Origin of the sequence: Hyphomicrobium sp., from assembly GCF_003987855.1 — a bacterium.
In the GTDB taxonomy this organism is placed as follows: Bacteria; Pseudomonadota; Alphaproteobacteria; order Rhizobiales; family Hyphomicrobiaceae; genus Hyphomicrobium_B.
In genome coordinates, this window is record NZ_RXIZ01000011.1 from 61694 (window position 1) to 75894 (window position 14201).

A 14201-nucleotide genomic window follows, 5' to 3' on the forward strand; every position below is an offset into this window, starting at 1 on the left:
AGAAACTCACCCCACCGATCATCCCTGTCGTAACCATAGTCTGGATGCCCCCGGAGCGGAATGACCGCAATGACACAGTGGCCGCCAAAAGGACCATCGCCAGACATAGGAGCGGACGGACGAGAAGTGCCTGATATTGAACACGCAACCTTTCCGTCGAAAGGCCAGCCTTATCAGCGGCGTCTATGAGGTCGGGCAGGTCCCAGAAAGAGACCGAAAAAACGGTACCAAGAGCTTCCTGAACGCGATCAGGAGTGAGGTAGGTCGAGACGAGATAAGAATCGAACTTTTCAGGCTGTTGGCCAAGGCGTGAAACCCAGGCGTCCTTCAGCTCCCAATAGCCGTCCTTGAGTTCGGCCTGGCCGGCATCGACGCGTTCCGTGAAATGCCCGCTGCGATCATAGGCGATGATCATGACCCCGGTCAGCGTAAGGCCCCGGTTGGACGCAGCGGCAGCGCCCAAGATAGATTCGCCGTCGACGCCGTCCTGCCGGATCCAGGAACCTCCGCCCTGCGCCCTTAGAAGATTGGTATCGTTGCCGAAAGCCTTGGCGAACACCTGCTCGGATTTCGCCCGTCCGCGGGCCGCGAGCGGGTTGTAGACCGTGACGCCGAGGACGCCAACGATGAGGCCGACGATCAGTCCCGGGGCGAGAAATTGCCAGACCGACATTCCGCCCGCCCGCATCACGGCGAGCTCGCTCTTGCGGTTGAGATACAACAGGGCGCTCAGCGCGCCAACGAGGACCGCGAAGCCGAGCAGGAACTCCACGTAAGCTCCGAGCCGCAAGCAGGCGATGTAAACGAGTGTCGGCACCGGGACGTTGCCGAACTTGCTTGATTGGCGAAGCAACTCGACAAAGTCGATCATGAAGATCAGCATCGCGCAGACGGCCAGCGTTGCGACGATGGCGACCAGAAACATCCGGGCGATATAGCGCCAGAGCGTGAATGAGGTCGTCATGGCGCAACCTTACGGCGAGGCATGACGCTGCGCACGAGCGAGGCGGCGGCTGAGCCGACCGTGTCCGACAGCCGGCCGAAGAGGGAAACGCCCGAGCGCTGGCGATCCATCCGCTTGATCATGACCAGAGAAATCACGATCGCGCCGATCGGCACCCCGTAGAGAGCGGCGAGCATCGCCGGGTTGCGGGAGACCGCGCTGTTGAGGGCGAGACCGGCCATACGGCAGCCGGCTCCGAGCAGGAACGTCAGGACAAGGCTCTGCATGCGGCTGGAGCGTGTCGAACGCGCCTGGCCGACGAAGGCCACGATCAGAAATGCGAAGGCGAGGGGATAGAGCGGGCTGACGAGGCGCTCGTGGATCTCGGCACGGAACTGACCCGCATTGTTCTTGAACATGGTGCTATCGGATGCGGGGTGAACCAGCTCGCTCCAATAGCGCTCACGCGGCTTCAATTCGCCGGAGCCTGAATCCTGCGGCTCGAACCGGTCGAGGTCGACGACGTATTTGTCGAAGGCGATGATCTGCGGTGGCCCGTCGGCGTCCGAGCGCCGGATGATGTGGCCGTTCGACATGACGAGGTAAGCGGTTTCGTCCTGCTTTACGATGTCGCCGTGCTCGGCAAGATAGGTTTGTGATTGCTGCTTATCACGCGTGTCGTGCATGACGAGGCCGAGTAGTTGCCCGTCGGCGGAACGATCGCGGATGTGGAACATCAAGTCCTGCTCAGGGCTCGAGAAACGGCCTGGCTGAATGACTTGTGTGAGCAAATCACTGCGAACCTGCACGAGATAATCGCGCAGTGTCCGCATGCTCCAGGGCTGCGCGAAGTGCGCAACGAGCGCCAGAAAAATGCTGACGAGCACCGCCAGCAAGAGGAGGGGGCGGGCGACTGTCCATACCGTCGAACCGGCCGCCGACAGGACGATGAGCTCGCTGTCCGTGTTCAGCCGATTGAGCGTTTGCAGTGCGCCGATCAAAAGCGAGAAGGGGGCGATGATCGCCATGAGATTCGGCACCGCGAGCGATGTCATCTTGATGAGCATCCAGGTGTCTTGACCCTGGCTCGTCACGACGTTGAATTGGCGCAGCGCGAGTGCGATCCAGACAATGCCCGTCAGCGAGCACAGGATCAGCAGGAACGAGCTGACCGCTTGCCGGAACACGTATTTCGACAAAATTCGCATACTTCAGCCGCCCCCACTTCCGCCGAGTGGCGGAAGCCTTGTCATCGCCGGCCCCTGCGATAACCCCCTCGGCTCCCATAGCACCGTGGCAGAATTTCGGCTGTTCAGAGTTGCAGGAGGGGCCACTGCGAGTAAAAAACCATCTTATTCCACAGCAAGTTAGGATGCTGGAGAGACTTTCCCGGGATCCTTCGCCTACGGTTCGCTTGCCACCTCATGCTGAACGACTAAGTTGTGCGCCGGCCCGCGGTCAGTCCGACCATTGTGTCAGACCTTCGGATCGCGAAGCGGATCGGCGTCCGCGCACCGGCACCGAATTCTCCCTTATCGGGAACCCACCTTACCATTGGAGCAGACTTGAAAATGTCCGATCGCCTCGAAATTACATTTGCGCCTCTCAATGCCGATCCAGAGACGGTCACCGTAGTGTTTGCAGGCGATGGACTGGCGCTCGGCACGCGGGCGCGTGAGTTCGACACGAAGTCGGCAAGTGCTTTGAGCAAGGCGGCGGCGGCGGCGGACTTCAAGGGCAAATACAAGTCTTCGATCGAGATTCTGGCTCCCGCCAAGATCGGGGTCGATCGTCTCATCCTGTCCGGCATCGGCAAGATCTCAACCCTCACCGAGCAGCAGGCCGTCGAACTTGGCGGCGCAGTACTCGCGGCCATTCAGGGGCGCAAGTCGAATGAGGCCAGCGTCATCGTCGACGTCGAAGGATCCGAGACGCTGTCGGCCGACGAGATCGCCGCGTTGATCGCGCAAGGCGCCATGCTGCGGCACTACAACTTCAAAAAATACCTGACGAAGAAGTCGAACGACGAAGGTCAGGAGAAGGACGGCCTTAAGAAGCTTACGATACAAGTGCCGCATCCCGATAAGGCGAAGGCTGCGTTTCAGCCGCTCAAAGCGGTGGCGAATGGCGTCAACTTCGCACGCGACCTAGTCAACGAGCCGGCAAACATCTTGGGTCCTGTCGAACTTGCGGAAAAGACGAAAGCGCTCGAAAAGCTCGGCGTTGACGTCGAAATCCTGGACGTCAAGGACATGGAGAAGCTCGGCATGGGCTCGCTGCTCGCCGTTGGGCAGGGCAGTGAGCGGCAGTCGCGTCTCGCCGTCATGGTCTGGAATGGAGCCAAGGGCAACAAGAAGCAAAAGCCCATCTGCTTCGTGGGCAAAGGCGTCGTGTTTGATACCGGCGGCATCTCGATCAAGCCCGCGGCCGGCATGGAAGACATGAAGGGAGACATGGGCGGTGCCGCTGCCGTGATAGGCACCATGCATGCGCTCGCGGAACGCAAGGCCAACGTCAACGCCGTCGGTCTTATCGGCTGCGTGGAGAATATGCCCTCCGGAAATGCCACGCGTCCGGGCGACATCGTCACGTCGATGTCAGGTCAAACGATCGAGGTGATCAACACGGATGCCGAAGGCCGCCTCGTATTGGCGGACGTCCTTTGGTATGCACAGGAGCAATTCAAGCCGAAGCTCGTCATCGATCTCGCGACGCTGACAGGCGCTATCATGGTCGCGCTCGGTAAGGAGTACGCTGGTCTCTTCTCCAACGAGGACAAGCTCGCGGACGAACTACTCGCTGCCTCGCGCTTAACCGGCGAGAAGATGTGGCGGATGCCGCTCGACAAGGCATTCGACAAGATGATGGACTCCAAGAACGCCGACATGAAGAACGCGGGTGGACGCTGGGCAGGCGCGGCGACTGCGGCTGCCTTCCTCCAGCGCTTCATTCAGAAGGATACGCCCTGGAGCCATATCGACCTTGCGGGTACCGCGATGGACGGCAGCCGGAACGACATCAACACCAGCTGGGGCGCCGGCTGGGGCGTCCGCCTGCTGAACGCGTTCGTCGCCGAGTACCACGAGAAGGGCGAGAAGTAATTTCACTCGCCGGACCTAGCTGTGTTTGCGGCTGGGTCCGGCCGGTGTATCATTCTGATACAAAGCACCTATAGGCAGTTTATTTCCATAATACATATTATGCGAAATAGATCAGCGGACCCACGAGCCAAGCTGTGAAGCTGCCGCCGGTTCATTTTTCGGCTTCGCCCGTTTACCGCCGATACCAGAACGGAAATGGCGCGCCCATAATCAGGATCAGAAACGCAAGGATCGCATTGCGCACCGGACGTCTCTCGAACCCAGCGCTTTCGATCGACTCGTAGCCTGGGACCGCCTCACCTGCTCCGATCAGCTGTTGCGCGTCGCTGAGATCGTCTTCGCTAACGAGAAAGGATATGCCGCCGTAAAGGATTGCGAAGTGCGGTGCCTGACTGACGATGTCCTTGCCGGCGACAGCGAACGGGATGCCATGCGCTGCAAGAAGGCTCTCGACCACGAGCGCCTCGGGAAGCATCAAAGTCGTGTGGGCGATCTGCAGCGGCATGCCCTGCCTCACGGCTACGGTTCGCGGTGTTCGAGAGATCTTATGCCTTCGGCGATCAACACGGCGTAAAGAGCCAACACAAATCCCGAGAGCATGTTGACCGATACGACAGCGCCAATCGCTTGCGCCAGCGTGGGATCGAACACCCACGACAGCATTCTGACCACGATTTCGTCGAAGCTCTGTTTCAGCAGGAACAGGAATTCGCTCGCCTGCTCCATCGATGGGTTCGTCGGAAGGTCGAACGCGGCGCGCTTTGCGAGCTCCGCAATGCCGGGCGCGGGCAGGAACGTCAGCCCTGCGGAAAATAGGAGCCCGAGCGGTGCCGCTAAACGAAAATAGCCCCAACGAAGAGGTCGCGCTTTCAGGCGTTCCATTAGCACGCGGACGACCTGCACACCAATAAAGAGCGCGACGGCAAAAACGACCGCGACGATCTTGAGGCGCTCCGGATCGGTGCCAAGGAATGTCAGCAGAGCGACGACGCCAGCGAGGACGGCTTTGGTAACGGCTTCGACGGTGCCGGCAGCCACGATGATGATGATCGAGCGTCCGGGCAACCGGTCGAAATAGAATGGAAACTCGTATTTGAGACGCGCGATTTCGAGCGCGGCACCGACGCCTAAGGCGAGCAGCGCGGTACCCGCTGCGAAAAGCAACGGCGCGGTGAAGCCGGCCCAAGCAACGGCAAAGATCGCCGCGAGCTCGAGTCCCATAAGCAAACCGTTGAAGAGAATGTGCATCGCCGCCCCTGCTCCCAAAGCAGAGTAACAGAGCCGCGGCGCTCGGCAACGTCGATCAGGCAGGCCTCAGCTTGTCGCCCGAGGAAGTCGGCACATCGCATCGCTGTTGCGCGTCAGCCGTGCTTCGAATGGAAACGACCGGCGAAAGACCAGAAGCTTTGGTTCCGTGGAACCAACGAGATGCAGTTGTGCCTCCCGGCTTTCCTCTTTGGTGCTACGCCAAGCCTGGACGAAGAAAGGGGCTGCCCCCTTCGTGAGTTCGAGCTTGCCATCGAAAGCGCGATTGCCTCCAGGCGCGTCGGTTGTGAGGTGTAAACTGACATCGCCACACGACATGTCGGCCTTGAGCGCAATTCCGCACCAGCCGTCTTTGCACGCGACCATGTCGTAGGCGAGCTTACAGCCTTCCGTGCCGCAGCCTCGTTCATCCGAAAATCCGCCGTGACCGTACGTTCCGATCCATCGTCCCGCTAAGGAGACCGGCTCGGAGTTTGGCTGCATCTTGTCGTCGGCCGCCGCGGAACTGCCAAACCAGAACGCCACGATCCCAATCATCATGACGGACAGCGCAGTCACAGAGACAGGAATAAGGGCGGCAGCCCTTCGCGTGCTCGCAGCGAGGGATCGGCTGAATGCACGTCGCATCATTGTTCTGCTGCTCATTTCTGTCCTCGTTGTTCCCATCTGTGTGGTCGCAATCGGATCTGGTCTCGGGCTCATCGCACTGCCCCAGGAAATGTTCGAGCTTGCAAGCCGGTCGCCCATTCTCTTTCCAGCTCATATGGTCTGCTCGGCGCTAGCCCTGCTCATGGCGCCGGTCGTTTTGGCTGCGCGGCGTAGACCTGAGTATCACCGGCCGCTCGGCCGGCTGTTGGGCGTCTTTGTGGTGATTGGTGGGCTGACTGCACTGCCCGTCGCCGTGCTGAGCCATTCTCCGCTCGGCGCGAGAGCTGGCTTTTTCGTTCAAGGTCTCACTTGGCTCTGGTTGCTCCTGGCGGGGATCAGGTCGATACGGCGACGCGATGTTGAGCTTCACGCCCGGCTGATGCTCGCAATGGTCGCGGTTACGACCGGGGCTGTCTGGTTCCGCATCCTGACGGGCGGGGCCATCGTGCTCGGGCTCCCGTTCGACGACGTCTATACCGGTGCGGCATGGGCGGGTTGGATGGTTCCTCTGGCAATCGTTGCCGCCCGCCCTCGCCTGTCAGCAGGTCTCCTTGCGAGATAGCCGCAGGCTCCGCCCTCGTCGACTAACGCCGTGTCGGCTAGTGTCCCGGCAATCACATCGAGGATCGACATGGCGGACAGGATGAAACCCTCACGCGATATTTCGCGGCTGATCGAAATCATGGCGGCGCTCCGCACGCCGGTAACAGGCTGTCCGTGGGACCTCGAGCAGACCTTCGAGACGATTGCCCCCTACACGATCGAAGAAGCGTACGAAGTCGCCGATGCGATCGAACGGCGAGACCTTGCGGATCTCAAGGATGAACTCGGCGACTTGCTGCTCCAGGTTGTCTATCACGCGCGACTGGCAGAGGAACAAGGGGCATTCGCTTTTGGTGACGTCGTCGAAGCCGTAACGAAGAAGATGATCCGCAGACATCCGCACGTCTTCGGCGACGGTGCCGCGCGCGACCCGTCAGCAGTGAGAGCAACGTGGGAGGAACTGAAAGCGGAAGAACGGGCCGAAAAAGCCGCCGAGCGCGCGCGCTTGTCGACGGGCGTGGCGATTGAAGAGCCACGGGCGTCGGCAACTTTGGCCGATGTCCCGGCGACACTCCCTGCTCTCACGCGCGCCATCAAGTTGCAGAGCAAAGCCGCCAAGGTCGGGTTCGACTGGCCGAACCTGCCGCCCGTGTTCGAAAAGTTGAAAGAGGAGATCCAGGAGTTCGAAGAGGTGGCGTTGCCCCACGATCCCAGAGGCGAAGAACTGGCAAAAGCGGCTGATGTCGAAACTTCAAAGGCGAACGCATCCGGCGCCATCAAGGAAGAGTTCGGGGATATGTTGTTCGTGATGGCCAATATCGCGCGACATCTCGATATCGATCCCGAGGCGGCGCTCCGAGGCGCCAACCAGAAATTTGTGCGCCGCTTTGCCCATATCGAGAAAGCTCTTGGCCAGCGTGGCACGACACCGGCCCAATCGACGCTCGAAGAGATGGACGCTCTTTGGGATGAAGCGAAGGCTCGAGAGAAGATCTAGCGCCCGTCCGCGGCGCATATCGCCTCGGCCACGTGCTCGGGGCGAACGCCAAGACCCAGCACCCGGGCTGGCAGCCTCGAGAGAAACGGAAACGCCGATATCATCTTCACGAACATCGGCGGGTGCAGCGGACCCGAGGCGCCAAGGGTTTTCGAGATCACCCTGTTCTGAATGGCAACCTGAAGGCGCTGGGTCGCGACGGTAGGAAATTCGCGACGCGCCTGCACGGCTTCAAGATCGCTGAATTGCAGATTGCCTTCCTTCAAAGGCTGCCAGAGCAAGTTCGCTGCCGCGACGGCATCCTGCACCGCGAGATTGACGCCCACGCCGCCGATCGGGCTCATCGCATGGGCGGCGTCACCGATACAGAGAAACCCAGGCTTCGCCCAGTGTTTCAGTCGGTCAACAGCGACGGTCAGCAGCTTGACATGATCCCAATCGGGAAGGGCATTCGCGCGGTCTGGATCGAAAGGCAGCATTTGCCCCACCGCTTTCCGGAACGCATCGAGCCCAGCAGCGCGAACTTCGGCATCCTGGCCCTTCGGTATGACGTACGCACACTGCCAATAGTCGCCACGCTGGAGCATGATGAAGATATGGCCGGCATCGAAACGGCCTTGCGTTTCCTCCGTGTCGGTCGGAAGCCGTGGCAGGCGGAACCACATCACGTCCATCGGCGCGCCGCGATCCTCTGTTACGAAGCCGGCTGCCGGTCGCAGCGTGCTGTGGCGGCCGTCGGCAGCCACGACGAGATCAGCTTTGATTGTGATCGGCCCCGACGGCGACTTCGCCATGACTCCGGTCACGCGATCGCCGTCGTAGATGGGGCCGGTGGCCTCGGTGTTCATCTTGAGATCGAAACTCGCGTACCCCCGGCCCTTCTCTGCCAGGAAGTTCAAAAAATCCCACTGCGGCATGAGCGCGATGAATTTCGTCGTGATCGGAAGATGACCGAAATCCGCCATCTCGACCCGCGTGTCGCCAAACTGCATGTAGAGCCGCTGAACTTCCTGATGGGGAAGCTTCAGGAATTCGCCGAGCCACCCGAGCTCCTCCATCATCCTCAATGTGGATGGATGAATGGTATCGCCACGGAAATCGCGGAAGAAATCGGCATGCTTTTCAAGGACGCAGACCTTGACGCCAATGCGCGCCAGCAGCACGCCGAGCATCATACCCGCCGGGCCGCCTCCCGTGACGCAACAGGTGACACGCTGCTGATCCATCAGATTCAGCTTAGACGGATATTCCGTTCTTGCGAAGCTGCCCGATCACGCGATCTTTCTTTTCACCAGGAATTCGCAACCGCAGTTCAACACTGCCGTCCTTGCGCGCCTCCCGAGCGAGGACATCACCGGTCTCGTGTAGCCAATTGAGAAGGGCGCCGGCGCTGCCAGGAACGATCACATCGATAATTTCATCGGATGCGCCAAGTCGCGTGTCGATCGTCTCGAGCAGCGGAGCCATCCCCTCTCCCGTCTCGGCCGAGACGAGCACGGGCGGACGAGCGTTGCGCTTTACCTCGTGCTGCAACTCGCCCCGTCGTTCGGACGTCAGCAGATCGATCTTGTTCCAGACTTCGAGGATGTTGCTTTCGACGGGCGTCGTATCGATACCAAGGTCGGCCAATACTTTCTCGACGTCCTCGGCCTGTGCATCCGTCTCTTCATGGGCAATGTCCCGGACGTGCAAGATGAGATCGGCCTCGACCACCTCTTCGAGCGTGGCGCGGAAGGCGGCGACGAGCATGGTCGGAAGATCGGAGATGAACCCGACTGTATCGGACAGAATGATGCGCCGCGAACTGGGCAGCTTCACCTCCCGCATGGTCGGATCGAGAGTCGCGAACACCTGGTCCATAGCGACGACGCCGGCGCCTGTGATTTTGTTGAACAGTGTCGATTTGCCGGCGTTGGTATAGCCGACGATGGCCACGATCGGATACGGCACCTTGCGACGCCCTTTCCGATGCAGGTCGCGCGTTTTTACGACTTCCGCCAGATCGCGCTTGATCGCATCGATACGATCCTGAAGCATACGCCGATCGAGTTCGATCTGCGCTTCGCCCGGGCCACCGAGAAAGCCGCCGCCGCCGCGCTGTCTTTCCAAGTGTGTCCAGGCGCGGACAAGCCGCCCCTTCTGGTAGGTCAGATGCGCGAGCTCGACCTGCAGAACGCCTTCACGGGTGCGGGCGCGTTCGCCGAAGATCTCGAGAATGAGGCCCGTACGATCGAGAACCTTGGCGTTCCATGCCTGTTCGAGATTGCGCTGCTGGACAGGTGTGATGTTGTAATCGACGATGATGAGACTGATCGAGAGTTCGGCAACGCGCTCGCGTATTTCATCGACCTTCCCCGAGCCCAGAAGTGTCGAAGGCCGTGGCTCGGTGACGGGCACGATCGCGGCATCAATGACGTCGAGATCGATTGCTTTCGCGAGGCCGACGGCTTCGGCCAATCTATTTTCAGGGCTATGACTTGAAGCTACGAGCTTGGCTCCGTCACGCCCCCGGGGATGACGCTTCAACGCGGGGACGATAACGAGCGTCCGCGTTCTCGGTGCCCGCGTCTCTTCGGAGGCTTTGCGACGTCTGCGCTTTTCCCCGCCCGCGCGCTTTTCGCCGTCGCCGTCTTGGGGGCGAGCGATCAAGCGGCTCCGCTCTCATCCTGGTCGTTGAGGTTGACGGGACCGCCCGGCATGATCGTGGAGATCGCATGCTTGTAGACGAGCTGCGAATGGCCGTCACGGCGAAGCAGAACGCAGAAATTATCGAACCAGCTGACGATGCCTTGGAGCTTCACGCCGTTGATGAGGAAGATCGTTAGTGGCGTCTTGTTTTTGCGGACGTAATTTAGAAACGTGTCCTGCAGATTTTGGGGTTTTTCGGCCGCCATTGTTGTTGTCCGTTTATTTTGTCGCCGTCCTTGAGAGGCGCCTATCTGAAACGCGAGGCGCTGTCACGTTTGAAAAGCAACGAAGCGCACCGGCGGTTTCGATTTTCACCGGGGGTGCGATGTCGATCGAAGCGAGGGCACTCTACATCCATTGCCATCCCGCACAATGCGGCAAGGTTCGCACTACCCCGCTGAAATTTCAGCAACATGATGAAATCTCGTGCGGAGGCGACGGGCGAAATTTCCCGGCTTGCCATCCCCAACAGGACGGCCATCGATCCGAACGACCGGCATCACAATATTGGTAGCCGATGTGACGAACGCCTCCCGAGCACGAAAGGCCTCATCGAGCGCGAAAATTCGTTCTTCGACTTTTAAACCTTCTAATTTAGCGGCATCGATCACGGTCGCACGCGTTACGCCAGGCAGAATTTGTGCCCCAAGAGGGTGAGTAACCAGTGAACCCGCGGCTGTCACAATCCAGGCGTTGCTCGACGCGCCCTCTGTCACATTTCCGTGCGCATCGATAAACCAGGCTTCCTTCGCGCCACTGCTGCGCGCTTCGTTCTTGGCGAGGACGGCTGGCAGAAGCATCACCGTCTTGATATCGCACCGCCCCCAGCGATTGTCTGGAATTGTTTTAATAGCAATGCCGACCTCCGCCTGTTCGGCTGACCAGCCTTTGCGTTGAGCCCTGGCGAGTACGACGATCGTTGGTGACGTTCCCACCGGCGGCAGGGCAAAATCTCGCGGACCGGCGCCTCGCGTCACCTGCATGTAGACGATCCCATCGCGGACGCGATTGCGGCGGATCACTTGCCCGATCACCTGCATCAGCGCTGCATCAGACATGGGCGCGGGAATATCGAGTTCGCGAAGAGATCGCGCCAACCGCGCCAAGTGACGTGTTGCATCAACGAGGCGGCCGTCGCGAATTTCGATGACCTCATAGATCGCGTCGGCAAATTGAAAGCCGCGGTCCTCGGCATGGACGGCGGCTTCCGGATAACGCTTATAGGCGCCATTCACATATACGATGCGCGTCACGCGACTTGCTCCGGCTTCAGGACGCCGACCGAAGATCGCCGCTACGCTGCTCGGACGAAACGCCCAGCGCACGCAGTTTGCGATGAAGTGCGGACCGCTCCATTCCGACGAATTCGGCCGTTCGGGAAATATTTCCGCCGAAGCGATTGATCTGCGCCAGCAGATACTCGCGTTCGAAAATCTCACGCGCTTCCCGAAGTGGCAGCGACATGAGATGTTCCGCGCCACCGTTGACCGGCAGCGGCACGTTCGAACCGATTTCCTCCGGCAGCATGTCGGCCGTGATGGCGGCATTGGGTTCGCCGCCGGCAAGGATCAGAAGGCGTTCGACGTTGTTGCGCAGTTCCCGAACGTTGCCCGGCCAGTCGTGCGCTTGCAGAACCGCAATGGCGTCCTCTCCGATCCGGCGCGGCGCAAGACCTGAAGTCTGCGCGACCTGACCGATGAAATACTGGATCAGCTCGGGAATGTCTTCGCGGCGTTCTGCCAGGCTTGGCACGCGCAAAGTGACCACGTTGAGCCGATGATAGAGATCCTCTCGGAAGCGGCCTTCACGGATGTCTTGCTCGAGATCGCGGGATGTGGAGGAAATGATGCGAACATCGACCGACACCTTCTGCGAACCGCCGAGACGTAAAAACTTCTGCTCGACGAGCACGCGAAGGATCTTCCCTTGCGTCTCCATCGGCATGTCGGCGACTTCATCGATGTAAAGCGTCCCAGTGTGCGCTTCTTCCAACGCGCCAACCTTGCGCGGGCCTCCGGTGCGATCTTCAGTGCCGAACAGTTCTTCCTCGACGCGATCGGGCACCATGGCCGCAGCGTTGAGAACGACGAAGGGACCATCCGCGCGGAGCGATTTCTGATGAAGAACGCGCGCGGCGAGTTCCTTGCCGGTACCCGACGCGCCGCGCAGCATGATGCGGCTGTTCGTCGGCCCGGCCTTGTCGATGTTGTTCTTGAGCTGATTGATGGCCGGCGATTTGCCGATCATTTCAGCCGAGACGACCGAACGCTCTTTCAGCTCCTTGACCTCGCGCTTCAGCTGCGAAGCTTCAAGCGCGCGCAAGGCAACGAGCACGAGGCGATCGGATTTGAACGGCTTCTCGATATAGTCGTAGGCGCCGCGTTTGATTGCAGTGACGGCGGTCTCGATATTGCCGTGACCGGAAATGATGACCACCGGAAGGTCCGGGTATGTGCGCTTCATAACGGTCAGGACTTCAAGACCGTCGAGGCGGCTTCCCTGTAGCCAGATATCCAGGATGACGAGATGGGGCTTGCGATCTTCGATGGCGCGGAGCGCTTCGTCGCTGTCACGCGCGAGGCGCGTGCGATGACCCTCATCCTGCAGAATGCCGGCGACAAGATCCCGTATATCGGCCTCGTCGTCGACGATCAAAATATCAGCTGACATTGCTGCGCTCCTGGGGGGTTAAGCGTTTCATATCATGCACCACCGACCGCCCGTGCTGCGGGGGGATCTAAGTCGGCGGAGATCTCCTGAGAAGTTCCGAGTTTGAGAGGCAGGGTGAGCCGGACCAGCGCCCCGCGCGTGCGGGTGTCGGTCAACGGTGCGTCCTCAAGTGCCAGGGTGCCGCCGTGTTGCTCGACGACCTTTTGCACGATTGCCAGGCCGAGGCCAGTACCCTTCGCCCGGGTCGTGACATATGGCTCCAACAGCTTCGCGCGGTTTTGCTTCGGCAGGCCGATGCCATTGTCGATGACCTCGATCCAGACGCGATCTTCGCCGCGCACGAGCCGCACTTCGATCTCGGGCTTGTAGTCGGCGGGACGCCCCTGCGCCTCGCCGTAGGACTCGATGGCCTCGGCGCCGTTCTTGATCAGGTTGGTCACGGCCTGAGAAATGAGCCGCAAATCGAAATGCGTCCGCACCGGCTCTTTCGGAATCTCGAGCTTGAATTCGATGTCTTTGTTGCCTTCGCGGAAGAGCACAGCCGGTTCTTGGACTGCGAGCCGCAAATCCTGGTCTGCCATGACGGGTTGCGGCATGCGGGCGAAGGAAGCGAATTCGTCGACCATGCTTTTGATCTGGCCGGTTTGCCGCTCGATCGTTTGCGTGAGCGTTTCGAAGAGCTCGCGATTGTCGCCGATCTGGGATCCGAATTTGCGCCGCAAGCGTTCGGCTGAAAGTTGTATCGGCGTGAGAGGATTCTTGATTTCGTGCGCGATGCGGCGCGCGACATCCGCCCATGCACTCGTGCGCTGTGCTTGCACCAACTCGGAGATGTCGTCGAAGGTCACGACCGAGCCGACATCGCCCTCCCCTTCACGTTCATGCGTAATGCGCACGGCGAAGGTTCGCTCTTCGTCACCGATCTGCTTTTTGATTTCGTGCTGGCCTTTGTTTTTGAGACCTGGCTCATCGGGCAGACCGAGCACAGGGGCGAACTCAGGAACCACGTCGCTCAGAGGCCGGCCAACGACGTCACCGCTTTGGAATCCGAGCAGACGTTCGGCTGCGCGGCTCAGAAGCGTGATGCGGTCAGCGCTGTCGAGGCCGATCACGCCGGCGGACACACCGGACAACACGGCTTGAATGAAATTCCGCCGCTCCGTGAGTTGCGCGTTTGTCGTGACGAGTGCGTCCTGCTGGCTCTTCAGTTCGCGGGTCATGAGATTGAAGGTCTGAGACAGGCGCCGGAGATCTCCCTCGCCGCGTCGCTCGGGAAGCTCGATTTCGAGATTGCCGCGGGAGACTTCCTGCGCGCCCGCAATCAGCCGGCGGATTGGCGCCACGA

The 14201-nt window shown here is 60.3% G+C and carries 14 protein-coding genes; 3 read left to right on the top strand and 11 right to left on the bottom strand.

The window, feature by feature from the left end:
* Both lptG and lptF read right to left on the bottom strand, forming a co-directional pair.
* A partial coding sequence (gene lptG / locus EKK30_RS09970; protein WP_290984083.1) for an LPS export ABC transporter permease LptG occupies positions 1-964 on the bottom strand: 964 nt, incomplete at its 3' end.
* Positions 961-2151, bottom strand: coding sequence for an LPS export ABC transporter permease LptF (gene lptF / locus EKK30_RS09975; RefSeq protein ID WP_290984085.1), 1191 nt, complete (start codon positions 2149-2151; stop codon positions 961-963). The genes lptF and lptG, both read right to left, overlap by 4 nt.
* A gap of 363 nt (positions 2152-2514) precedes the next feature.
* Here lptF and EKK30_RS09980 point away from each other — a divergent pair, with 363 nt between their 5' ends.
* On the top strand, positions 2515-4044 hold the full coding sequence (locus EKK30_RS09980) for a leucyl aminopeptidase (protein ID WP_290984088.1): 1530 nt from the start codon (positions 2515-2517) through the stop codon (positions 4042-4044).
* A gap of 172 nt (positions 4045-4216) precedes the next feature.
* On the opposite strand, the gene EKK30_RS09985 is transcribed toward EKK30_RS09980, so the two are convergent.
* From EKK30_RS09985 to EKK30_RS09995, 3 genes are all read right to left on the bottom strand, one after another.
* Positions 4217-4549, bottom strand: a complete 333-nt coding sequence (locus tag EKK30_RS09985) for a hypothetical protein (protein WP_290984091.1) — start codon at positions 4547-4549, stop codon at positions 4217-4219.
* A gap of 14 nt (positions 4550-4563) precedes the next feature.
* The gene (locus EKK30_RS09990; RefSeq protein WP_290984094.1) at positions 4564-5292 is read right to left on the bottom strand and encodes a hypothetical protein; all 729 of its coding nucleotides are present in this window, start codon (positions 5290-5292) and stop codon (positions 4564-4566) included.
* 66 nt (positions 5293-5358) lie between these two features.
* Entirely contained in the window at positions 5359-5850 is a 492-nt protein-coding gene (locus EKK30_RS09995; protein ID WP_290984097.1) for a hypothetical protein, read from the bottom strand.
* Between EKK30_RS09995 and EKK30_RS10000 the strand changes: the two genes are divergently transcribed.
* Together EKK30_RS10000 and mazG are read left to right on the top strand one after the other, a co-directional pair.
* A complete protein-coding gene (locus EKK30_RS10000) occupies positions 5849-6520 on the top strand; it encodes a DUF2306 domain-containing protein (RefSeq protein WP_290984100.1) in 672 nt (223 codons plus the stop codon). The two genes, EKK30_RS09995 and EKK30_RS10000, sit on opposite strands and share 2 nt — an antisense overlap.
* Positions 6521-6589: 69 nt before the next feature.
* Complete coding sequence (gene mazG, locus EKK30_RS10005) at positions 6590-7498, top strand: nucleoside triphosphate pyrophosphohydrolase (RefSeq protein ID WP_290984103.1); 909 nt, start codon at positions 6590-6592, stop codon at positions 7496-7498.
* Here the strand turns inward: mazG and EKK30_RS10010 are convergent.
* The 6 genes from EKK30_RS10010 to EKK30_RS10035 all read right to left on the bottom strand — a co-directional run.
* Positions 7495-8724, bottom strand: a complete 1230-nt coding sequence (locus EKK30_RS10010) for an FAD-dependent oxidoreductase (RefSeq protein WP_290984106.1) — start codon at positions 8722-8724, stop codon at positions 7495-7497. The genes mazG and EKK30_RS10010 overlap by 4 nt on opposite strands.
* A 10-nt stretch (positions 8725-8734) precedes the next feature.
* A complete protein-coding gene (gene hflX, locus EKK30_RS10015) occupies positions 8735-10147 on the bottom strand; it encodes a GTPase HflX (RefSeq protein WP_290984109.1) in 1413 nt (470 codons plus the stop codon).
* Positions 10144-10392, bottom strand: a complete 249-nt coding sequence (hfq, locus tag EKK30_RS10020; protein WP_290984112.1) for an RNA chaperone Hfq — start codon at positions 10390-10392, stop codon at positions 10144-10146. The genes hflX and hfq overlap by 4 nt, the downstream gene beginning before the upstream one ends.
* A gap of 183 nt (positions 10393-10575) precedes the next feature.
* Positions 10576-11439 carry a D-amino-acid transaminase gene (locus tag EKK30_RS10025; protein ID WP_290984115.1) on the bottom strand — a complete coding sequence of 288 codons (864 nt, stop codon included), beginning with the start codon at positions 11437-11439 and terminating at the stop codon, positions 10576-10578.
* A 16-nt stretch (positions 11440-11455) separates the two neighbouring features.
* The gene (locus EKK30_RS10030) at positions 11456-12856 is read right to left on the bottom strand and encodes a sigma-54 dependent transcriptional regulator (RefSeq protein ID WP_290984118.1); all 1401 of its coding nucleotides are present in this window, start codon (positions 12854-12856) and stop codon (positions 11456-11458) included.
* Between the two features lie 32 nt (positions 12857-12888).
* On the bottom strand, positions 12889-14201 hold a 1313-nt coding region (locus EKK30_RS10035), incomplete at its 5' end, for an ATP-binding protein (RefSeq protein WP_290984121.1).